Source organism: Qipengyuania aestuarii, from assembly GCF_019711535.1.
GTDB lineage: Bacteria > Pseudomonadota > Alphaproteobacteria > Sphingomonadales > Sphingomonadaceae > Qipengyuania > Qipengyuania aestuarii.
In genome coordinates this window covers 692160-713067 of record NZ_JAIGNP010000002.1, presented here as the reverse complement: position 1 = coordinate 713067, position 20908 = coordinate 692160, and the positions used below count along the sequence as shown (strand labels likewise).

Below are 20908 nucleotides of genomic sequence, written 5' to 3'. Positions count from 1 at the left end.
CCTTTTGCCCAAAGCATTCGGGAAATCCAAGCGGGAATGCTGGAAATTACCCGCAAAGTGCGCAAAAGGCTTGGCGCATGAGCAGCAACACGCCTTCCTACACCTATGAACAGGCCGGAGTTTCGATCGATGCGGGCAATGCGCTCGTCAAGGCGATCGGACCGCTGGTGAAAGCCACCATGCGTCCCGGCGCGGACGGAGAGATCGGCGGCTTCGGCGGCTTCTTCGATCCCAAGGCCGCCGGTTACAAGGACCCGCTGCTGGTCGCCGGAAACGATGGTGTGGGCACCAAGCTCAAGCTGGCGATCGACAGCGACATGCATGACGCGGTGGGCATCGACCTTGTCGCCATGTGCGTGAACGATCTGATCGTCCAAGGCGCAGAGCCGCTGTTCTTCCTCGACTATTTCGCCACCGGCAAGCTGGAGAACGGCGTGGCGGAGCGGGTGATCGCGGGCATTGCCGAAGGGTGCAAGCAGGCCGGCTGCGCGCTGATCGGCGGCGAAACCGCTGAAATGCCCGGCATGTATGCGGGCGGCGACTATGATCTGGCGGGCTTCTGCGTGGGCGCGGTGGAGCGCGGCGAACAGCTGACCGGCGACCGCGTGGCCCCGGGGCATATCCTCCTCGGCCTCAAGAGTTCGGGCGTCCATTCCAACGGTTTTTCGCTGGTCCGGCGCCTTGCCGAAGACAAGCAGTGGAGGCTCGACCGGCCCGCGTTGTTCGACAGCGACCGGCTGCTGATCAACACGCTGATCGAACCCACCCGCATCTATGTAAAGACCCTGCTGCCGCTGGTGCGCGATGGCCTGATCGACGCGATGGCTCATATCACCGGCGGCGGTCTGCTGGAAAACATTCCCCGCGTCCTGCCGCAGGGCGCGCATGCCGAAGTGGATGCCGATGGCTGGGATCAGCCCGGGCTGATGGCTTTCCTTCAGGCGCAGGGCAATATCGAGCCGGGCGAAATGGCGCGCACCTTCAATTGCGGCGTCGGCATGGTGCTGGCCGTCGCCCCGTCCAAGGTCGAACTGGTCCGCACCCGCCTGGAAGAGGCAGGTGAAGACGTGCTGGCGATCGGCCGCATCACCGAAGGCGAAAAGGGCTGCACCGTGCGCGGCTCGCAAGGCACGTGGTCCGCGAAAGAGGACTGGGAGGCAGTGCATCTTGGCTGACGCCGCTTCGCCGGCCAGAACCAGGGTCGCGATTTTCATTTCCGGGCGCGGTAGCAACATGGCCGCGCTGCTCTATGCCGCCGCTCTGCCGGATGCCGCCTATGACGTGGTGCTGGTCGCCACCAACGATCCGCAGGCCGAAGGGCTTGCCCTGGCGGAGGCGGAGGGCATTCCCACCTTCGCGCTGTCGCACAAGGGGATGAGCCGCGCGGATCATGATGCCGCGATGGACGAAGCTGCCCGCAAGGCCGGGGCCGAGTTTATCGTGCTGGCCGGATATATGCGCATCCTGACCGAAGGCTTTACCCGGCAATGGCAGGGCAGGATGCTCAACATCCACCCGTCGCTGCTGCCGAAATATCCCGGCCTCGACACGCATCAGCGCGCAATCGACGCAGGCGACAGCCATGGCGGCGTGTCGGTCCACCTTGTCACTCCAGAACTCGATGCCGGGCAGGTCCTGGCACAGATGAAGGTGGCGATTCGCGCAGGCGAGACGGCCGAGAGCCTTGCCGAGCGGGTCCGCTTTGCCGAGCACCAGCTCTACCCCCGTGTTCTCAACGATTATCTGCGGATGCAGCGCTGATGGGCCGTCTCAGCCCCTATATCTTCTTCATGCTCGCGGTGATCGCCTTCGGCATGATCGCGTTCCAGCCCGACGACAGCTGGCAGACCGAGCAGGTCAATCTGTTCGACGCCGTACTGATTACCGTCGGCGTCCTCCTCGGTGCACATGTCCTGCGCAAGGTCGGTCAGGCGCTCTACAAGCGCTTCAGGGACCGGCACGAGTGAGCCCGGCCCGCCCGCATCTTTTCGCCCGCTCCAGCTTTGCCGAGTGGGCAGATCGCGCGATCGGGGCCATGTGGGAACGCGGCTGGACCGAGCGTCCGCGGCTCGATTCCGATTTCCTCTGGGCGGAGGGGTCGGAGGGCTTTTCGCCGGAAGACGAGATTTCCACCCGCAGCGAGGAAGATGTCGCCGATTTCCGCCTGCGGCTGGAAAAACTGTGCGCAGCGCTGAATGACGAAGCCCAGCTCAATGCGCTGGGCCACACCATGGCCTATGGCCAGCTGAAAGGGGCGATCCGCAAACGGCACGCGCTGGGCCGTTTGTGGCGCGAACAGCCGGACCTGGCAGCCACCCCCCTCGCCTCGCCGATTATCGTGCTCGGCCAGATGCGCAGCGGCACCACGCGCGTGCAGCGCCTGCTCGCCGCCGATCCGCGCTTCAGCGGCACACGGTTCTGCGACAGCCACGATCCGGTGCCATCCCGCCCGGATTTGCGCCCGATCAAGGCCCGCGCCGGCCTGTTCCTCGCGCGCCGTATCAATCCGTGGCTGGAAACCATGCATCCCTTCGGTGCAATACGGACCGATGAAGAGATCGGCTGGCTGGCCGCCGCGCTGTCGCCCGCCGCATTCGAGGCGCAGTGGCGCATTCCCTCGTTTCTCGCCTTCAGCGAGAAGCGAAGCGCTGCGCCGATCTATCGTGAATTCTGCCGCATCCTGCGCACCGATGCCGCATGGCACGGCAATGCAGGGCGTGCGCGCCTGCTCAAATGCCCGCAGTTCAGCGAGGATTTGCCCGAATTGCTCGCCCGCTTCCCCGATGCGCGCCTCGTCCTATGCGAACGCGACCGGGATGCCGTGCTGGCCAGCAGCCTGTCGATGGTGGCCAGCCAGCGCGCCTTCCAGAGCGACAGCCATTGCGAGGAAGAACTGCACCGCGAGTGGGAGCGCAAGATCGAGCTGCGAGAAAGCTGCACCGCCGCCGCCCTCGACCAGACCGACAGACCGCTTTCACGCGTGTGCTTCCGCCGCCTGAACGATCAGCCGCATCATGTTCTGGAACATGTCTACCGTGACCTTGGCCACAGCTACGACGGGCCGGCGAAGGCCGCGGTGGAAAGGGAGCTCGCGCTGGCGAGCAAGGGACATCATCGAAAACACCGCAAACAGATTGCGCGGCTCACCCCGGCTTTGCGGGAAACCTCAGGCTGAAACCCCGCCCTTGCGGCCAACATATTGGGGAAGCGTCAGCTGCGCGAAGGACCGCGTCACTTCGGCAGAACAGATGCGCCCATCGCGGAAGAGCAGCCGCCACATCGTCGGCCCGGCGATCTCGTCGATATCGCTCTCGAGATGGCCCCGCAGCAGCACTTCGCCGCGATTGTGGTCCAGCGAGTCGATAACAGTGGCCGGACAGCCCGCAGCTTCGCGAAACTTCCGGTCTTCCCTGATGTACTTATCGCGCCCGATGATGCTCCTGCCGGTCGCATCGGAAAAGCGGAAATCCTTGGTAAGATACTTGTCTACCTCGGAATAATCCATCCGGCTGACGGCCGAAACCAGGTTGCGGACCAGCGCTTCGCGCTGCCGTTTCGGGCTGACCCGGTTGAGGATGGCTGAAAGCATAACGGGCACCCTCCTATCACAGGAGCGTGCCCGCTGCCTATTTCATATGTTTACCCGCTGGAAACTTTAACAAAGTTTCACAAGCGGCGGCAATCAGCCGACGATTTCGTCTTCGCTGAAGAAGAATTCGATTTCGGTCTTGGCGTTTTCGTCGCTGTCCGAACCGTGGACCGAGTTGGCTTCGATCGATTCCGCATAGGTCTTGCGGATCGTGCCGTCGTCGGCGTCGGCCGGGTTGGTGGCGCCCATCACGTCACGGTTGCGCTTCACGGCGTCTTCGCCTTCGAGCACCTGCACCACGACCGGACCGGAGATCATGAAGTCGACCAGTTCGCCGAAGAAGGGGCGTTCCTTGTGGACGGCGTAGAAGCCTTCGGCCTGTTCCTTGGTCATCTGGATACGCTTCGATGCAACGACGCGCAGGCCGGCATCCTCAAGCATCTTGGTTACTGCGCCGGTCAGGTTGCGGCGCGTTGCATCGGGCTTGATGATCGAAAAGGTGCGGGTAACCGCCATGTTCAAATTCCTTGCGAAATATGGTTTTCAATTGTGGGAGAATGTTCTCGCGCGCGCCCTAGCGCCCGGACGCGCGAACGGCAAGATTTACCGCAGGCCGCGGGTCACGCTGACCTGTCCCCGCGTCGCCCGCGCTTTCTCGGTTACCTGCAGGGCAAAGCTCGACCGATCGGCGCTATTCTCACCGCCGATGGTGGTGGTTTCCCCCGCATCGACTTCCACTTCCACCTCGATCCCGGCGGCCTGTGCCTGCCTGCGATAGAAGTCGACCACGCTCGCGCGCGGATCGGGCGTGGTAAATTCCACCGTCACGAAGGTGCCATCGCCCTGTTCGACCCAGGTGGTATTGGTGATCTGCGCATTGGGATAAGCGGTAAAGGGCGGCGGAAAACGCGCTTCGACCTCGCTGCCGGCCTGCATCGTCGTGGTCACGCCATCGGAATCGGTCAGCGTGGCGCGCACTTCTCCGCTCTCGGCGTCGATGTCGTAAGAACCGATCGGCTCGGCTATCTCTTCCTGCGCGCCGGTATCGCCCTCATCCTCCACCTTGCTGCAGGCAGACAGGATCAATGCGGGAAGCAGTGTGAAGGAAAGGAGATGTCTCATGCTCTCTCGACGGGTGAGAGGCAGGCGAGTTCCAGTAAATTCAGCGGCCTTCGCGCCAGCCGCCTTCGGGGGTCTGCTTGAAGATGCGATTGTCGATGGCCTCTCTCGCGGCAAGATCGCGCCACAGGGTGCGCGCATCGTCGGTCGCCTCGGTATCGAACAGCAGCATCACGCGGTCGAAGGCGGTCGCCTCCTCGCGCCACTTGCCATCCGCCAGGATCGCCATGCGGGCATCATTGGGCGCAGCGCATTCGGCCGACAGCAGAATCGGCTGGCGCGCGGCATGGGGCTGATCGGCCGGGCCATTGGCGAGGAATGCGCCGCCGCCCTGCCCCCACAGGGTCTGCGACAGGCCTTCGCGCTGGCCCTCATCCTGCGCCACGATGACCAGCCTTTCCCCCGCCTGCATGACCTTGCGGGCAAGCTTGCCCACCGTCACATCGACTGGATCGCGGCTCAGCTGATAGAAATCGACGCGCATATGTGTGTCCTACCGCCCCGTTGTCCAAGGATGGTCAGCCCTCACCGGATTTGGTCCGGCGGCACCGTTCGGAGCAATAGCGTACATTGTCCCAGTCGCGGGCCCATTTCTTGCGCCAGGCGAAGCTGAGGCCGCATGTGGCGCAGACCTTGGTAGGAAGGTCTGCCTTGCGCCTCATCTTCGCCATGACGCTGCTACCGTCTCAGCCTTCCGCCGTGTCGGCTACGAGGCGATCGATCAGGCGGACACCGAAGCCGGTTGCGCCCTTTCCCCAGGTCCGGCCGGGCTTTTCCGACCAGGCCGTGCCCGCGATGTCGATATGCGCCCAAGGCGTATCGTCGAGGATGAAGCGCTGCAGGAACTGCGCCGCCGTGATCGAGCCTGCGCCCTTGCCGCCAATGTTCTTCATGTCGGCGATCGGGCTGTCGATCAGCTTGTCGTAAGCCTTGCCGATCGGCATGCGCCATACCTTGTCGCCCACGGCCTCGCCCGCATCGGCCAACTCCTTGGACAGCGTGTCATCGTTCGAGAACAGGCCGGCATATTCATTGCCGAGCGAGATGATGATCGCACCCGTCAGTGTGGCGAAATCGACGATCCGCGCAGGCTTGAACTCCTTCTGGGTCCAGTGCAGCGCATCGGCCAGCACCAGACGGCCTTCGGCGTCGGTGTTGAGGATTTCGATGGTCTGACCGCTCATGGAGGTGACCACGTCGCCCGGACGCTGGGCATTGCCGTCGGGCATGTTTTCCACCAGGCCCATGACGCCCACGACATTGGCCTTCGCCTTGCGCTTGACCAGCGACAGCATGCCGCCTGCCACCGCGCCGGCGCCGCCCATGTCCCACTTCATGTCTTCCATGCCGGGTCCCGGCTTGATCGAGATGCCGCCGGTATCGAAGGTCACGCCCTTGCCGACGAAGGCGGTCGGCGCTTCGCTGCCGCCGCCGTTCCAGCGGATCGCGAGGATGCGCGAATCGCGCGACGAGCCTTGCCCGACGCCGAGCAGCGATCCCATGCCGAGCTCTTCCATCTGCGCTTCGTCGAGCACGACGAGTTCGGCGCCGGTGCCCTCGAAGCGTTCCTGGCAGCGCGCCACGAAGCTTTCGGGATAGATGATGTTGGCCGGTTCGGTGACCAGTTCGCGGGTGAATTCCACGCCCTCGGCCAGGGCCGATGCTTCGGCCCAGGCATCTTCGATGCCGTCCGGCCCGCCGACCACGGTCACGCTTTCCAGCGTGATCTTCTGATCGTCCTTCAGCTTGGTACGGTAGATGTCATAGCGCCAGTTGCGCAGCCGCAGGCCGAGCAGGACATGCGCCGCCTCGTCGGCCGACAGGTCGCTTTCCGAAAGGTCGAGCACCAGTTCCTTGTCGCCGCTCGACTGGTATTTCGCGGTCAGTGCCGCACCGGCCTTTTCCAGATTGGCGAGGCGTGCGTCGGAGTTCTTCTCGCCCGCACCGGCCAGCGCCAGCCGGGCAACCTCGCCGCCATCCTCGACGAAGCCGTCGAAGGTCTGGCCGGTGTTGCCGCGGAAACGGGCCGCCTCGGCGCCTGCGCGCATCGCGGCATTGGTGGCAGAAGGAAGCTTGCCCTTGTCGACCACATGCGCAATTAGGCGCGCGCCTTGCGGACGGGACTGATTGAACTGAATGTGCATGGATTCTCCAGAATTCTCTAATGAGCGGGACGCGCCCGAAAGCTGCAAGTCCCGAACGAACCCGATTGCGATTAGGCGTGGCCGGTGCGATAGGCAAGCCATGCACCGTGGCCGCGCCCTTCCGTCGAATCACGTGATGCATCTTCTCGGCACTGCCGTGGCCGGACTGGTCCTGTGTCATGCGGCCCCCGGTTTCGCGCAGGATGGCGCCGCCACCGGTACCGGCACCGTGGAACAGCCGGAAGGCGAAAATCCGACCGATCTGCCCGCGCCCGATCAGCCGGGCGAAGAGCCTGTCGTCATCGCCAGCGAAGACGATCTGCCCGCCCCCACACCCGAATTCAACGCGGCTGGCGAGCGGCAGATATCCTTTGCCGCAGACATTCTCAGTTACGATTCCGACGGTGAGACGACCACGGCAGAGGGGGACGTCGTGCTCCAGTCGGGCGACCGCTCGCTGCGCGCAAACAAGGTCACCTGGAACCAGCGGACCGGCCTGATCACCGCCACCGGCAATGTCCGCTTCGTGGATGAAAACGGCAACCAGCTCTTCACCGAACGGGTCGAACTGACCGACGAGTTCGAGGCCGGTGAGATGGAAGACCTGCTTCTCGCGCTGCGCCAGGGTGGCCGGCTCGCCGCCAATCGCGGCATCCGCGAAAGCGATGGCACGGTGGCGCTGGAAGAAGCCGCCTACAGCGCCTGCGCCGTCACCACGCCCGAAGGCTGCGACAAGGAGCCAAGCTGGCGCATCACCGCCGACCGCGTGACCTATGATCCGGCCGAAGCCCGCGTCAGCTTCACCGGCGCCTATCTCGAAGTGTTCGGCCAGCGCCTGATCCCGCTGCCCGGCCTGTCGGTCCGCACCGATGGCGGGGCCGTGGGCGGCTTCCTGGTGCCCGATGTGCGCTTTTCCAAGAGCAACGGGATCGAGGTTTCGGGCAGCTATTACTTGCGCCTGGCCGACAATAAGGACCTGACGCTTTCAGGCTATGTCTTCTCCAAGACCACGCCGATGGTGTCCGCCCAGTGGCGCCACCTGACCGGTAAGGGCGCCTACCAGATTACCGGCTATGCCACTCACAGCCGCCGCATTTCCAATTTCACCGGCGAGGAAACCTCCTCCGAAGCGGATCTGCGCGGCTATGTCTTCGCCAATGGCAAGTTCCAGTTCAGCCCGAACTGGAGCCTGACCAGCTCGTTCCGCCTGGCGACCGACAAGACCTTCCTCAGGCGCTATGACATCAGCCGCGACGACCGGCTGCGCTCGCACCTCAGCGTGGAACGGATCGACGCCGATTCCTATCTCGCGGTCGAAGGCTGGGCCACGCAGACGCTTCGGCTGAACCAGGATCAGGACACGGTTCCCGTCGCCCTGCCGCTGATCGACTATCGCCGCCGCATCGCCGATCCGGTGCTGGACGGGCAGCTGGACCTCCAGCTCAACACCATGGCGGTCACGCGCAATATCGGCCAGGACACGCAGCGCGCCTTCGCCAGGGCGGAATGGTCGCGCCGCGCCATCACCGGCATGGGGCAGGTCTTCACCCTGACCGGCATGGTCCGCGGCGATGTCTATCATTCGGACGACAATCTCGAAAATCCCAACGCCTATTATCGCGGCGAAGAAGGCTGGCAGACCCGCGGGGTCGCGCTGGCGGCGGCCGATGTCGAATGGCCCTTCGTCGGCAGCGTCGCCGGCTTCGATCAGGTCTTCACCCCCCGCGTGCAGTTGGTCGCGACGCCAGAGATCAAGAACCTTGCCATCCCCAATGAAGATGCGCGGGCGATCGATCTGGAAGATTCCAACCTCTTCGCGCTCAACCGCTTCCCCGGCTATGACCGGGTCGAAGACGGCGCGCGCGTGACCTACGGTTTCGACTGGAAGCTGCGGCGGCCGGGCGTGGAAATCTTCACCACGCTGGGCCAGTCCTACCGCCTCGATGCCGATCGCGACATTTTCCCCGATGGCACCGGCCTGTCCGAACGGGTCAGCGATTTCGTGGGCCGCACCGAAGTGCGCTATCGCGATTTCCTCAAGGTGGCGCACCGTTACCGGCTGGATAAGGACAATTTCGCCGTCCGCCGCAACGAATTCGATGCGACGGTGGGCACCAGCCGCACCTATGCCGAAATCGGCTATCTCCGGCTCAACCGCAATATCGACACGGTCGAGGATCTACAGGATCGCGAGGAACTGCGCGCCGCCGTGCGTGTGGCCTTCGCCAATTACTGGTCGGTATTCGGATCGGGCGTGTTCAACCTCACCGACAGCGAGGAAGACCCCACCTTCGGCAGCGACGGTTTCCAGCCCATCCGCACGCGGCTGGGCGTCGCCTATCAGGACGACTGCCTCGAAATGGGCGCGACCTGGCGGCGGGATTACATCTCGGCCGGCGACGCGCGGCGCGGCGATACCTTCCAACTTTACTTCAGCTTGAAGAATCTGGGTTTCCGGTAGGGACCCGATATTGGCAGCGCGGGCCAAACCCGCTATCCGCCACGCGCAATCAGCTACGGTTCAGCCTTTACAGGGCAAACCGCAGGCTATCCGGGCGCAGATATCGCGCCGCAAGGGAAGACAAGCGTGAACGCACATATCGTATCGAAATTCATGGGAATGACCGCCGCGCTGGGCCTCGCACTGGGTGCGCCCGGCGTGTACGCGCAGGCTGACGGCCAGGCGGTCGAAGCCAATCCGCTCGGTCTCCCCGACCAGCCGACGATGCTGGGCGAAACGGATCCGAATGTCCGCCGGGCCACCGCCGTGGTCAACGGCCACGTCATCACCGGCACCGATCTCGATCAGCGCGTCGCCCTGCTCGTCAATGCCAACGACACCGAGCTTCCGCCGGAAGAGATGGAGCGCGTGCGCGCCCAGGTGCTGCGCAATCTGATCGACGAAACGTTGCAGATCCAGGCCGCCGAAGCCGAAGACATCGTGATTTCCGATCCCGAGGTCGACCAGACCTTCGCCCGCGTGGCCGCGCAGAACAACCAGCGGGTCGAAGACATGGGCGATTATCTCGCCAGCGTGGGATCCTCGGCCGCCTCGCTCAAGCGCCAGATCAAGGGCGAACTCGCCTGGCAGCGCCTGCTGCGCCAGAAGGTGTCCTTCTTCGTCAACGTGTCTGCCGAAGAAGTGAACGAGATGATGGAGCGTCTGGAAGCATCCAAGGGCACCAATGAATATTGGGTCTGGGAAATCTTCCAGTCCGCCACGCCCGAAAACGACGCGGCAGTGGAAGCCAATGCGGCCAAGATCATGGAACAATTGCGCCAGGGCGGCAGCTTCGTTGCCTATGCGCGCCAGTTCTCCGAAGCATCGACGGCGGCTGTCGGCGGCGATCTGGGCTGGATCAGGCTGCCCCAGCTGGGCGATCCGCAGCTTGAAACCATCGTCGACCAGATGGAACCGGGCCAGCTTGTCGGTCCGCTGAAGATTCCGGGCGGTTACTGGATCGTCTACCTGCGCGACAAGCGCCAGGTGCTGATGGCCGATCCGCGCGATGCGACGCTCAGCCTCAAGCAGATCCAGTTGACCTTCGATCCGGCCGCTGCCGAAGCGCAGAACCAGGCGAAGCTGCAGGCCTTCCTCGGCGGCGTGCAATCGATGCGCGGCTGCGGCAGCGCCGATGAAACCGCGGCAGCGCTGGGCGCCAGCGTCGTCACCAATGACCAGATCCGCGCCCGTTCGCTGCCCGAACAGCTTCAGAACATCGTCCTGAACCTGCAGATCGGCGAAACCACCCCGCCCTTCGGTTCGGTGGAAGAAGGCGTGCGCGTCCTCATGCTGTGCGGCCGTGACGATCCCGAATCCGCCGATGGTCCGAACTTCGACCAGCTGATGGCCCAGCTCGAAGACGAACGCACCAACAAGGCGGCCCAGCGTTATCTGCGCGATCTGCGCAACGACGCCTATATCGAATACAATTGACCATGACCCCGCTCCCATTGGCCGTATCGCTCGGCGATCCGGCCGGGATCGGGCCTGAAATCATTGTCGAGGCGTGGTCCCGCCGCAAAGACGGGGGCACGCCTCCTTTTTTCGTCGTCGGCGGGCGCGGTGTTCTGGAACAGGCTGCGGCAAAGCGCGGCCTTGCGATAGAGGTTGCCAGCATATCCCAGGCAACAGACGCCATCGCGCTGTGGCCGGAAGCCCTGCCCGTGCTTGGCGAGAAAGATTGCGCCTACACGCCCGGGCAGCCGGATGCCGACGGGGCGCGGCTGGCGCTTTTCTCGCTGACCGAGGGGACCCGGCTTGCCGCACAGGGCGAAGCTGGCGGCTTGGTCACGGCGCCGATCGCCAAGGGCGAACTGGCCAAAGTCGGCTTCACCCAGCCCGGACAGACCGAATTTCTCGCCGATGCGGTGGGCTGCGCTCGGGACGATGCCGTGATGATGCTCGCTGGACCCAGCCTGCGCGCCGTTCCGCTAACCGTACACTGCGCGCTGGCCGATGTGCCCGCGCTGTTGACCGAAGAGATGATCGTCCGCCGCGCGCGGATCGTCGCTGCCGCGCTGCGCCGCGATTTCGGCATCGAAAATCCGCGCATCGCCATCTGCGGGCTCAATCCGCATGCGGGCGAACAGGGCCGCTTCGGCAGCGAGGAAAGCACCATCATCGAACCGGCGATCGCGCAGTTGCAGGCAGAGGGTCTCCCGGTCACCGGGCCGCACCCCGCCGATGCCCTGTTCACGCCGCGCGCGCGCAAAACCTATGACGCGGCGCTGGCGATGTATCACGATCAGGCGCTCATCCCGATCAAGGCACTGGATTTCGACGAGGGGGTGAATGTGACGCTGGGCCTGCCCATCGTGCGCACCAGCCCCGATCACGGCACTGCCTTCGATATTGCCGGCAAGGCGCTGGCCGATCCCGGCGCGATGATGGCCGCCCTACGCATGGCGGGCGACATGGCGGCACGGCGCGCGGCGCATGGCTGATCTTCCCCCTCTGCGCGAAGTCATCGCGCGCCACGGCCTGTCTGCCAGCAAGGCGCTGGGCCAGAATTTCCTGTTCGACGAACACTTGCTCGACCGGATCGCGGCGCTGCCCGGCGATCTGAACGGTCGCCGCGTGCTCGAAGTCGGTCCGGGTCCCGGCGGCCTCACCCGCGCGCTGCTGCGCGCCGGGGCGGATGTGACCGCGATCGAGATGGACAGCCGCTGCCTGCCCGCGCTGGCAGAACTGGAAGCGGCCTTTCCGGGCAAGCTGCGCGTGATCCAGGGCGATGCGCTCAAGCTCGACCATGCGGAAATCATGGGGGGCGAGCCTTTCGCCATCCTGTCCAACCTGCCCTATAATGTCGGCACCGCCCTGTTCACCCGCTGGCTGGGAGGTGAGGAATGGCCCCCGCTGTGGACCTCGCTCACGCTGATGTTCCAGCAGGAAGTCGCCCAGCGGATTGCGGCAAAGCCCGGCACTTCGGCCTATGGCCGGCTGGCGATCCTGGCGCAGTGGCGCGCCGAGGCGCGGCTGGCGATGAAAGTCCATCGCAGCGCGTTCACGCCCCCGCCCAAGGTGATGAGCGCGATCGTCCATGTCGAACCCGCCGCCATGCCCGCAGGCGTATCGGCGCGGATGCTGGAACGCGTGACCGAAGCCGCCTTCGGCCAGCGGCGCAAGATGCTGCGCCAGAGCCTCAAGGGCCTGCCTGGCGCGGTGGAGGCGCTGGAGACGCTCGGCATCGACCCGCAGCGGCGGGCCGAAACGCTCGAAGTGGGTGATTTCATCGCGCTGGCCAGAACGCTGACCGGACCGCAGGGCTAAAGCCGAATCTCAGTTTCCGCTGGCAAGCTTGCGCAGAAGCTGCGCCGCGATGTCGAGCACCTGCAGCTTTTCGGCATGCTGCATGACCACACTCATGTCGTCGGACAGCGCATCGGCCAGATCGTCGAGCGAATGGGCCACGCGCTTCATGTCGTCGACCGTGATGACCGAATTGTGCATCGGCGCGAGCGAAGTGGGCTGCGGTTTGCCGTTTTCGCGGCGGCTGAATTCTTCCAGGATCCGCTGGAAAGCGCGGTCGACCGAGGCTTGCGGCGGCGCATCGGGGAACCAGGCGGTGACCTCGGTCCGCTCGTCGAAGGAAATGCCGGCCTGATCGGCCGCGCGCCACACCACCTTGCCGCTGACAGACAGCGGCCCGCGCCGCAGTTCCACGGCATTGCCCACGGCGGGAAGCCCCTCGCCCTCGATCAGCGCGCCCAGCGCGGAAATGTTGCACAGTCTCACCGCGCCGCCACCTTCGGACGCGAGAAAACTTGCCCGGACGAGCAAGTCCACCCGTTCCTCACGGCGCTGAGCCTTCGTATTGACAGTCAAGCTGGGCGATCCCTCAGATTAAGTGACCGCTGTCTTAACTTACAAACTTTACCAGTTGCTTGACGAAATCACCCGCGCGCCGATTTCTTTTGCTGGCGCCAGCGATGCAGCAGCGGTTCGGTATAGCCGCTGGGCTGCTCCACGCCCTTGAAAATCAGGTCCTTGGCCGCGCTGAAGGCGGCGCCGTCCTCATTCTCGAGCAGCGGTTCATAGAGCGGATCGCCCGCGTTCTGCTGGTCCACCTTGGCGGCCATGCGGCGCAGACTGTCCATCACCTGATCGTGCGAGATCACGCCGTGCAGCAGCCAGTTGGCGATGTGCTGGCTGGAAATGCGCAGCGTCGCGCGGTCTTCCATCAGGCCGACGTCGTTGATGTCGGGCACCTTGGAACAGCCCACGCCCTGATCGACCCAGCGCACCACATAGCCGAGCAGGCCCTGGCAATTGTTGTCCAGTTCCTCGGCAATCTCGTCTTCCGACCAATTGGTGCCATCGGCGAGCGGGATGGTCAGCAGTTCGTCCAGCTTCGCCGCATCGGGCAGGCCCTGCTGGATCTCGAACACGTCCTCGCGGTGATAGTGGATAGCGTGGAGCGTGGCCGCCGTCGGGCTCGGCACCCAGGCGGTGTTGGCCCCGGCCCGCAGATGGCCGATCTTCTCCAGCATCATCTGCCCCATCAGATCGGGCGCGGCCCACATGCCCTTGCCGATCTGCGCGCGGCCCGACAGGCCATGCTTCAAACCGATGCCGACATTGCGCGCCTCGTAAGCCTTGAGCCAGGCGGAGTTCTTCATCTCGCCCTTGCGCATCATCGGCCCGGCCCGCATCGAGGTGTGGATTTCGTCGCCCGTCCGGTCGAGGAAGCCGGTGTTGATGAACACGATCCGGTCCTTCACCGCGTGGATGCAGGCGGCCAGATTGGCGGACGTGCGCCGTTCCTCGTCCATCACGCCGACCTTGATCGTGTGGCGCGGCAGGTCCAGCAGATCCTCCACCGCATCGAACAGATCGTTGGTGAAGGCGCATTCTTCCGGCCCGTGCATCTTGGGCTTTACGATATAGATCGAACCGCACCGCGAATTGCCGTATTTGCCCAGCCCCGCGACATCCTGCGCCGAGATCGCGCTGGTCATCACCGCGTCCAGAATGCCCTCGGGAATCTCGCTGCCGTCCCACCGCATCGCCGGATTGGTCATCAGATGGCCGACATTGCGCACGAACATCAGGCTGCGCCCTGGGAGGCGGAACGTAGCGCCTGAGGCATCCTTATAGGAGAGATCGCCCGCCAGTTCGCGGGTGAGCGTCTTCCCGCCCTTCTCGAAGCTTTCGGACAGATCGCCGCGAATGATGCCGAGCCAGTTGCGATAGGCGGTGAGCTTGTCCTCCGCATCCACCGCGGCCACCGAATCCTCGCAATCGGCGATGGTGGTCAGCGCGGCTTCCAGCACGACGTCGGAAATGCCCGCTTGGTCGGTCTTGCCGATGGCGCTCTCGCGGTCGAACTGCACTTCGATGTGGAGGCCGTTGTTGCGGAACAGCAGGCCCCTGGCGGTCGCGCCCACCCGCTGCCCCTCGTCGCTTAGCGCGATATCGTCAGGCCCAGAAATATCCGCCCAGCTTCCCGTCGCCAGCGGCAGCGTCTCGTCGAGGAACTTGCGGCCTTGCGCAATTACCGCCGCCCCGCGCTCCTCGTCATAGCCGCCCGGCCGTGCCGGCGGCGCATCGAGCGCATCGGTGCCGTAAAACGCGTCATACAGGCTGCCCCAGCGCGCATTCGCCGCATTCAGCAGGAAGCGCGCATTGAGGATCGGCACCACCAGTTGCGGCCCGGCCATGGTGGCGATTTCGGGATCGACATTCTGCGTCCCGATGGTGAAATCGCCCGGTTCGGGCACCAGATAGCCGATGTCTTCGAGGAAGGCGCGATAGGCGCCTGCATCGTGGCGCTGGCCCTTGCGCTCAAGATGCCAGGCGTCGATCTTCGCCTGCAAATCCTCGCGCTTCGCCAGCAGCGCGGCATTGCGCGGAGCGAATTCGCCCAGCAGATCGGCAAGCCCCTGCCAGAACCCGTCCACATCGCGGCCCAGCGGCGGCAGGACGTGGTTTTCGACGAAAGTGGCCAGCGCAGAGTCGATTTCGATACCGGCGCGCGTCACGTAATGGGTCATGGAACTCCTCTGGGTAGTCTGCGACTTGACGATGTGAACCCGGGGAGGAGTGGCACGGTCTATGCCGCCACCCGTTGACGAATGCAAGGCATGCCTGCCCCCCGCCTGTGTGGCGGGGGTGGACTTGAGGCGTGTCACGACTAAGGAAGTTGCCAATGAAACCGGATAGCGCACCTCAAACCCTTCTCGACACCGTGGACGCGGACACCATGCTGCGCGAAGTGCAGGACTGGGCCGCGATCAACACCGGCACCGCGAATATCGAAGGTCTGGCGAAGATGGCCGGCGTGCTCGCCGATGCCTTTTCCGCCCTGCCCGGCGATGTGGAGTTGGTCGATTCCGCCACGGTCACCGCCATTTCGGCCGAAGGGCGCGAATTCGAAAAACCGCACGGCCAGCACATGGTCCTGCGCGTGCGCCCGCAGGCCCAGCGGCGCTTCGTGCTGACCGGCCATATGGACACGGTCTTCCCGGCGGATCACCCGTTTCAGGAAGTGACCTGGCTGGACGATCACACCATCAACGGTCCCGGCACCGCCGATATGAAGGGCGGCCTCAACGTCATCCTCCACGCGCTCAAGACCTTCGAGGGCATGGAAGGCGCAGACCGCGTCGGTTACGACGTGATGATCAATGCGGACGAGGAAACCGGCAGCCTCGCCAGCCGGGGGCTGATCGAGGAACTGGCGCGCGGGAAATACGCCGCGCTCACCTATGAACCAAGCGCGCTGCCCGACGGCACGCTGGCCCATGCGCGCGGCGGCACGGGCAATTATTCGATCACTATCACCGGGCGCAGCGCCCATGCGGGCCGCAATCCGCACGATGGCCGCAACGCCATCGTCGCCGCATCCGATCTCGTGCTGCGGATCAAGGCGCTGGAGGCCGGCGATATCACGGTGAACCCGGCCAAGATCGAAGGCGGCGCGGCCAATAATGTGGTGCCAGACCTTGCCATCCTGCGCTTCAACATCCGCCCCCAGTCGACCGATGCGATGCACCGCTTCGATGGTGAACTGGACGCGATCCTGCGCCTGATCGAAAGCGAACACGAAGTCGGCGTGCACCGCCACGGCGGCGTGACCCGCCCGCCGAAGCCGGTCGATGAGAAAGCGCAAGCCCTGTTCGATCTGGTGAAGGCGTGCGGCGCTGAACTGGGCCAGACCATCGGCTGGAAACCCACCGGCGGGGTGTGCGATGGCAACAACATCGCCGCCACCGGCGTGCCCGTGGTCGATACCATGGGCGTGCGCGGCGGGGCCATCCATTCGCCAGATGAATTCATGATCGTTCCTTCGCTTCGGGAACGCGCGGCCCTGTCCGCGCTGGTCCTGTCGAAGCTTTCCACCGGAGAGTATTTGTGAGCTTCCGCCTGCGCGCCGCGCATCTCGACGACCTCGAACATCTTTACGAAATGGCCAAGCTGACCGGCGGCGGATTCACCAATCTGCCCGCCGACCGCGCGGCCCTCACCCGCAAGCTGGAGCGCGCCGATCAGGCCTTCTCGCGCACCGACGACGAGCTGGGCGACGACCAGTTCACGCTGGTGCTGGAAAACATGGAAACCGGCCAGGTGCGCGGCACCTGCCAGATCTTCAGCCAGGTCGGGCAGCAATGGCCCTTCTATTCCTATCGCCTCAACACGCTGACGCAGCACAGCCAGGAACTCGACCGCACGGTGCGCGCCGAACTGCTCAGCCTCGTCACCGACCTCGAAGGCTCGTCCGAAGTCGGCGGCCTGTTCCTCCATCCGGGCGAACGCGCGGGCGGGCACGGCCTCCTGCTGGCACGCAGCCGCTATCTCTTCATCGCCATGCACCGCGCGCGCTTTGCCGACCGGATTTTGGCAGAACTGCGCGGCGTGATCGACGATCGCGGCGGCTCGCCCTTCTGGGACGGCGTCGCGGGCCGGTTCTTCGGCATGACCTTTCAGGAAGCCGACTATTTCAACGCCACCAATGGCAACCAGTTCATCGCCGATCTGATGCCCAAGCATCCGGTCTATGTCGAAATGCTGAGCGACGAGGCCCGCAAGGTCATCGGCGTGCCCCATCCCAGCGGCCGCGCCGCCATGCGCATGCTCGAAAACGAAGGCTTCGCCGCGGAAGGCTATGTCGACATCTTCGACGGCGGCCCGACCATGACCGCGCGCACCGACAATGTGAAAAGCATCAGCTCGGCAAAGCCCGCCCGCGTGGTGGATACCGATCTCGACATCGGCGAAAAGGCCCTGATCGCGGCGGGCGAGTTCGGCGGTTTCAAATCGGCCTATGGCATGCGCGATTTCAGCGACGACGATACGGTGTCGATCGACCGCATCAGCGCAGAGGCCCTGGAAGTGAGCGTGGGCGACACGGTGTGGAGCGTGGCGCGATAATCTTCTGCGGGTTTTCGACAGGAGCGCTGCGCTTGCCTAAACGCCCCCGTGGATTGCCGCGCGACCTCCGGTCGCTCGCAATGACGAGCGAGGGAAGCCAACACGGGCAAAAGCACTGGAAAAAAGCGGCGGCCCCACGGTATGGGCCCCGGTAAGATTGCACGACATCCCTATCCCCTTCGGGCCGAGCCTGCCGCAGCCCAGCTCTTTTCTTCGAGCGCGGGAATGACGAAGACATACATCCCAACGACACGATCGGGGCGAACGGAGATCAGATGACACTCGTAGAAATCAATTTCGACGGCATCGTCGGCCCCAGCCACAATTACGCCGGGCTCAGCCTCGGTAATATCGCCAGCGCCAGCCACAAGGGCAACACCTCCTATCCGCGCGCCGCGGCGCTGCAGGGGATTGCCAAGATGCGGTCCAACATGGCGCTGGGGCTGGCGCAGGGTTTCCTCCTGCCGCTGCCGCGCCCCAATGGCGATCTGATCCGAGGGCTGGCTATCGACGAAGATACGCCGCGCCAGCTGCTGGCCGCTGCATGGTCCGCCTCCAGCATGTGGACCGCCAATGCCGCCACCGTCAGCCCCGCGCCCGATACGGCGGACGGGCGCTGCCATCTCACCCCCGCCAATCTCGTCACCATGCCGCACCGCGCGCAGGAATGGCAGGATACGCAGGCCCAGCTGGCCGTGGCTTTTGGCGATGAACGGCATTTCACCGTCCACGATGCCGTGCTCCCCGCATTCGGCGATGAAGGCGCGGCCAACCACATGCGCTTTTGCGAAAGCCACGATGCGCCCGGCGTCGAGGTCTTCGTCTGGGGCAAGCAGGGCGGCAAGTTTCCCGCGCGCCAGCACGAACAGGCCAGCCGCGCCATCGCCCGCCTCCACGGGCTCGATCCGGCGAAATGCGTCTTCATCGAACAGAACCCCGAAGCGATCGAGGCCGGGGCTTTTCACAACGACGTGGTGTCCGTGGCGAACGAGCGCGTGCTGTTCACTCACGAACGCGCCTTTGCCGATCAGCAAGGCGCCTATGACGCGATCCGCGCGGCCTTCCCCGCGCTGGAAGTGGTCGAAGTGCCCGAAAGCGCGGTCAGCCTCGAAGAAGCGATCCGCACCTATCTCTTCAACGCGCAGCTGCTCACCCTGCCGGGCGGCGAAATGGCGCTGGTGGTGCCGAGCGAATGCCAGGAAAGCGCCAGCGTCTGGGCATGGTGCGAACACATGCTCGCGGGCAATGGCCCGATCCGCCAGGTGATCCCAGTCGATGTGCGCCAGTCCATGGCCAATGGCGGCGGCCCCGCCTGCCTGCGCCTGCGCGTGGTGGCCGACCCGGAGGCGGTCGACCAGCGCTTCATGCTGGACGAAGCCAAGGCCGACCGGATCGAAGCCGTCATCGCCGAAATGTGGCCCGAGACGATCGACCCGGCCCAGATCGGCAGCGATGCGCTGGCCAAGCAGGTGGTCGAGGCACGCGAAGCCCTGCTCGCCGTGCTCTCGCTGGGCGAGCTCGCCTGACCATCCGGAGCAGCGCTCCGGCCCTTACGAAAAGGGTGTCGGAATTTTTGACAAATCGCGCCCGCGTTAACCATGAAAAGTGGCGGGAACGGCTGGCTGGTACAGCCGTTGCATGAGAGGAAATTAAGGACGGAGCGCTGCATCTACATGCTATCGAGGGTCAAAAGACTGTTTGTGATCAAGACACGCTGGGAAGCGTATCTAATCATTTACGCTCTTGCTCTTGGTGCCATGACCCGCGGCGCGCATTACACGGAAATCTATCCCGGCTGGCCCGGTTATGTGCTGATGGCCGCCACGGCCGGTGCCGTGTTCATCGGCGGCGCGAAGATTCTCGATGCCTTGCGTTACGAAGCCGAGGCGCGCGAAGTAGCTGCGCGGTCTGGCGATGCGGCGCCTGCACCGCATTCAGCGACCTCCGGTCCGGCCCTTTACAGCGCGGGAAACGATGCCGAACCGCAAGCCGATCACGCGTCCGACCCGGCTTCGGCGCAAACGTCGCCGATCCCGGCTCCAAAAACCGTCTTTCCGGGCCTTTAGCCCCCGATCAAGACGGTGTTCGGACCCTATTCCGGAACAATTTAGCCGCGCATGGAGCGCCAGTCGCCGCTCGCGATTGCGCGATTTTACTTGTGAATTGTGTATCTGAGGAAGGTGGGGGTTTCTGTTGCTAGCTACCCCCGGAGCCCCGGAATCCGCTTCTGTTGCCCGGTGGGTCCAACCGCGCTTTAGCTTTGTAAGATCAGGGCGTTAGCCCGTCAGATTACGCTGCGAGAGCGAGTGCTTCGTTATCGTTGGCACTTGTGTGTTGTGAACAGTTTTACGGGTTACTCAGCCCGGGCGAAAACACTGTCTTTCAGCACACGTCGATCCTAGTTCGGCCCCGTCATAAATCGCGGAATTCCGCGCTTTGTGGTGGAGCCGCCGGGTACTGCCCCCGGGTCCGTTGTACCTATTGCACAGCGCCATTTATCGCCATAGCCGACCGAAACCGGCAGAACCCATATAGGGCAAAGCCGATGAATTTAAAGTGACTTCCCGCAGCTTCCCGAAGGATCAGCCGCCAGCCGGATCCTTCCCCACGCCACCCGCCGTGCTGCCGGACCGGGAATTGCGCAATTCGTCGCGGATTTCCTTGAGCAGATCGATCTCGGTGGGACCCGGGGGCGTGATGACTTCCTCCGGCTTTTCCTCGAATTCCGCGATGACTTTCTTGGCATAGCGGACCAGCAGGAAGATGATGAACGCCAGGATCAGGAAATTGATCACCGCGGTCACGAAACTGCCATAACCGATCATCGCGGCCCCTGCTTCCTGCAGCGCTGCATAGTCGTCCATCGGTCCGTCATACCCCTCGGGCGTGTCGAGCAGGATGAAATAACGGCTGAAATCCGCGCCTCCGAAGATCGCGCCGACCACCGGCATGATGATCTCGTCCGTCAGCGATTTGACGATCGTGCTGAAGGCACCGCCGATGATGACGGCGACCGCAAGATCGATCACGTTGCCCTTGGCGATGAAGGCTTTGAAGTCTTTCAGCATGAACGCGGCATCTTCCCTAAAACTACCTGCAGAATGTGGCGGAGTTTCTGGCACGGGAAAATCGCGTTCTCAACCCTTCGCTTAACTTGAAAGCCCCGGCCACCGTGCTATCTAC

At 64.2% G+C, this 20908-nt stretch carries 21 protein-coding genes and 1 other RNA gene; 12 read left to right on the top strand and 10 right to left on the bottom strand.

The window, feature by feature from the left end:
• The first annotated feature begins 77 nt into the window (after positions 1 to 77).
• From purM to K3175_RS08565, 4 genes are read left to right on the top strand one after another with little or no spacing between them, the layout of a single operon-like run.
• Complete coding sequence (gene purM, locus K3175_RS08580) at positions 78 to 1175, top strand: phosphoribosylformylglycinamidine cyclo-ligase (RefSeq protein ID WP_221542932.1); 1098 nt, start codon at positions 78 to 80, stop codon at positions 1173 to 1175.
• A complete protein-coding gene (gene purN / locus K3175_RS08575) occupies positions 1168 to 1761 on the top strand; it encodes a phosphoribosylglycinamide formyltransferase (RefSeq protein WP_282098252.1) in 594 nt (197 codons plus the stop codon). Before purM ends, purN begins: the two co-directional genes overlap by 8 nt.
• Positions 1761 to 1967 (top strand): hypothetical protein, encoded by a 207-nt coding sequence (locus K3175_RS08570; RefSeq protein WP_221542930.1) that lies wholly within the window; start codon positions 1761 to 1763, stop codon positions 1965 to 1967. The genes purN and K3175_RS08570 overlap by 1 nt, the downstream gene beginning before the upstream one ends.
• Positions 1964 to 3175, top strand: coding sequence for a sulfotransferase (locus K3175_RS08565; protein ID WP_221542929.1), 1212 nt, complete (start codon positions 1964 to 1966; stop codon positions 3173 to 3175). Before K3175_RS08570 ends, K3175_RS08565 begins: the two co-directional genes overlap by 4 nt.
• Here K3175_RS08565 and K3175_RS08560 read toward each other — a convergent pair.
• From K3175_RS08560 to K3175_RS08535, 6 genes are all read right to left on the bottom strand, one after another.
• Complete coding sequence (locus K3175_RS08560; RefSeq protein WP_221542928.1) at positions 3167 to 3589, bottom strand: nuclear transport factor 2 family protein; 423 nt, start codon at positions 3587 to 3589, stop codon at positions 3167 to 3169. The two genes, K3175_RS08565 and K3175_RS08560, sit on opposite strands and share 9 nt — an antisense overlap.
• Before the next feature lie 93 nt (positions 3590 to 3682).
• Complete coding sequence (ndk, locus tag K3175_RS08555) at positions 3683 to 4105, bottom strand: nucleoside-diphosphate kinase (protein ID WP_221542927.1); 423 nt, start codon at positions 4103 to 4105, stop codon at positions 3683 to 3685.
• A gap of 87 nt (positions 4106 to 4192) precedes the next feature.
• Positions 4193 to 4711 (bottom strand): hypothetical protein, encoded by a 519-nt coding sequence (locus K3175_RS08550; protein ID WP_221542926.1) that lies wholly within the window; start codon positions 4709 to 4711, stop codon positions 4193 to 4195.
• 40 nt (positions 4712 to 4751) lie between these two features.
• Entirely contained in the window at positions 4752 to 5192 is a 441-nt protein-coding gene (locus K3175_RS08545; protein WP_221542925.1) for a DNA polymerase III subunit chi, read from the bottom strand.
• 34 nt (positions 5193 to 5226) lie between these two features.
• A complete protein-coding gene (locus K3175_RS08540) occupies positions 5227 to 5379 on the bottom strand; it encodes a DUF2256 domain-containing protein (RefSeq protein ID WP_221542924.1) in 153 nt (50 codons plus the stop codon).
• Between the two features lie 15 nt (positions 5380 to 5394).
• Positions 5395 to 6852: a leucyl aminopeptidase gene (locus K3175_RS08535; protein WP_221542923.1), complete on the bottom strand. Its 1458-nt coding sequence runs from the start codon at positions 6850 to 6852 to the stop codon at positions 5395 to 5397.
• A gap of 100 nt (positions 6853 to 6952) precedes the next feature.
• Between K3175_RS08535 and K3175_RS08530 the strand changes: the two genes are divergently transcribed.
• The 4 genes from K3175_RS08530 (at position 6953) to rsmA (ending at position 12625) form a co-directional block, all read left to right on the top strand.
• Entirely contained in the window at positions 6953 to 9313 is a 2361-nt protein-coding gene (locus K3175_RS08530) for an LPS-assembly protein LptD (protein WP_221542922.1), read from the top strand.
• A 126-nt stretch (positions 9314 to 9439) separates the two neighbouring features.
• Entirely contained in the window at positions 9440 to 10789 is a 1350-nt protein-coding gene (locus K3175_RS08525; RefSeq protein WP_224811981.1) for a peptidylprolyl isomerase, read from the top strand.
• Between the two features lie 2 nt (positions 10790 to 10791).
• A complete protein-coding gene (gene pdxA / locus K3175_RS08520; protein WP_221542921.1) occupies positions 10792 to 11799 on the top strand; it encodes a 4-hydroxythreonine-4-phosphate dehydrogenase PdxA in 1008 nt (335 codons plus the stop codon).
• Positions 11792 to 12625 carry a 16S rRNA (adenine(1518)-N(6)/adenine(1519)-N(6))-dimethyltransferase RsmA gene (gene rsmA, locus K3175_RS08515; RefSeq protein WP_221542920.1) on the top strand — a complete coding sequence of 278 codons (834 nt, stop codon included), beginning with the start codon at positions 11792 to 11794 and terminating at the stop codon, positions 12623 to 12625. The genes pdxA and rsmA overlap by 8 nt, the downstream gene beginning before the upstream one ends.
• Before the next feature lie 9 nt (positions 12626 to 12634).
• On the opposite strand, the gene K3175_RS08510 is transcribed toward rsmA, so the two are convergent.
• Both K3175_RS08510 and K3175_RS08505 read right to left on the bottom strand, forming a co-directional pair.
• Positions 12635 to 13180, bottom strand: coding sequence for a PilZ domain-containing protein (locus K3175_RS08510; RefSeq protein ID WP_221542919.1), 546 nt, complete (start codon positions 13178 to 13180; stop codon positions 12635 to 12637).
• 68 nt (positions 13181 to 13248) lie between these two features.
• Entirely contained in the window at positions 13249 to 15348 is a 2100-nt protein-coding gene (locus tag K3175_RS08505) for a malate synthase G (protein WP_221542918.1), read from the bottom strand.
• Positions 15349 to 15503: 155 nt separating this feature from the next.
• Between K3175_RS08505 and K3175_RS08500 the strand changes: the two genes are divergently transcribed.
• From K3175_RS08500 to K3175_RS14350, 4 genes are all read left to right on the top strand, one after another.
• The gene (locus tag K3175_RS08500) at positions 15504 to 16712 is read left to right on the top strand and encodes a hydrolase (RefSeq protein WP_221542917.1); all 1209 of its coding nucleotides are present in this window, start codon (positions 15504 to 15506) and stop codon (positions 16710 to 16712) included.
• The gene (locus K3175_RS08495; RefSeq protein WP_221542916.1) at positions 16709 to 17725 is read left to right on the top strand and encodes an arginine N-succinyltransferase; all 1017 of its coding nucleotides are present in this window, start codon (positions 16709 to 16711) and stop codon (positions 17723 to 17725) included. The genes K3175_RS08500 and K3175_RS08495 overlap by 4 nt, the downstream gene beginning before the upstream one ends.
• 275 nt (positions 17726 to 18000) lie before the next feature.
• Complete coding sequence (locus K3175_RS08490) at positions 18001 to 19251, top strand: N-succinylarginine dihydrolase (protein ID WP_221542915.1); 1251 nt, start codon at positions 18001 to 18003, stop codon at positions 19249 to 19251.
• Positions 19252 to 19425: 174 nt separating this feature from the next.
• A complete protein-coding gene (locus K3175_RS14350) occupies positions 19426 to 19791 on the top strand; it encodes a hypothetical protein (protein ID WP_345719342.1) in 366 nt (121 codons plus the stop codon).
• 150 nt (positions 19792 to 19941) lie between these two features.
• On the opposite strand, the gene ssrA is transcribed toward K3175_RS14350, so the two are convergent.
• Both ssrA and mscL read right to left on the bottom strand, forming a co-directional pair.
• Positions 19942 to 20285: a transfer-messenger RNA gene (gene ssrA / locus K3175_RS08480) on the bottom strand.
• 22 nt (positions 20286 to 20307) lie between these two features.
• Entirely contained in the window at positions 20308 to 20793 is a 486-nt protein-coding gene (mscL, locus tag K3175_RS08475) for a large conductance mechanosensitive channel protein MscL (protein ID WP_221542914.1), read from the bottom strand.
• Positions 20794 to 20908 lie beyond the last annotated feature (115 nt).

What these genes read in the sequence shown, in the direction of transcription:
- K3175_RS08550 (WP_221542926.1), bottom strand. Translation starts at nt 4,711, where the DNA reads ATGAGACATCTCCTTTCCTTCACACTGCTTCCCGCATTGATCCTGTCT.
- K3175_RS08540 (WP_221542924.1), bottom strand. Translation starts at nt 5,379, where the DNA reads ATGGCGAAGATGAGGCGCAAGGCAGACCTTCCTACCAAGGTCTGCGCC.
- ndk (WP_221542927.1), bottom strand. Translation starts at nt 4,105, where the DNA reads ATGGCGGTTACCCGCACCTTTTCGATCATCAAGCCCGATGCAACGCGC.
- mscL (WP_221542914.1), bottom strand. Translation starts at nt 20,793, where the DNA reads ATGCTGAAAGACTTCAAAGCCTTCATCGCCAAGGGCAACGTGATCGAT.
- K3175_RS08535 (WP_221542923.1), bottom strand. Translation starts at nt 6,852, where the DNA reads ATGCACATTCAGTTCAATCAGTCCCGTCCGCAAGGCGCGCGCCTAATT.
- K3175_RS08530 (WP_221542922.1), top strand. Translation starts at nt 6,953, where the DNA reads ATGCACCGTGGCCGCGCCCTTCCGTCGAATCACGTGATGCATCTTCTC.
- K3175_RS08500 (WP_221542917.1), top strand. Translation starts at nt 15,504, where the DNA reads ATGAAACCGGATAGCGCACCTCAAACCCTTCTCGACACCGTGGACGCG.
- K3175_RS08570 (WP_221542930.1), top strand. Translation starts at nt 1,761, where the DNA reads ATGGGCCGTCTCAGCCCCTATATCTTCTTCATGCTCGCGGTGATCGCC.
- K3175_RS08490 (WP_221542915.1), top strand. Translation starts at nt 18,001, where the DNA reads ATGACACTCGTAGAAATCAATTTCGACGGCATCGTCGGCCCCAGCCAC.
- pdxA (WP_221542921.1), top strand. Translation starts at nt 10,792, where the DNA reads ATGACCCCGCTCCCATTGGCCGTATCGCTCGGCGATCCGGCCGGGATC.
- K3175_RS08560 (WP_221542928.1), bottom strand. Translation starts at nt 3,589, where the DNA reads ATGCTTTCAGCCATCCTCAACCGGGTCAGCCCGAAACGGCAGCGCGAA.
- rsmA (WP_221542920.1), top strand. Translation starts at nt 11,792, where the DNA reads ATGGCTGATCTTCCCCCTCTGCGCGAAGTCATCGCGCGCCACGGCCTG.
- K3175_RS08545 (WP_221542925.1), bottom strand. Translation starts at nt 5,192, where the DNA reads ATGCGCGTCGATTTCTATCAGCTGAGCCGCGATCCAGTCGATGTGACG.
- purM (WP_221542932.1), top strand. Translation starts at nt 78, where the DNA reads ATGAGCAGCAACACGCCTTCCTACACCTATGAACAGGCCGGAGTTTCG.
- K3175_RS08505 (WP_221542918.1), bottom strand. Translation starts at nt 15,348, where the DNA reads ATGACCCATTACGTGACGCGCGCCGGTATCGAAATCGACTCTGCGCTG.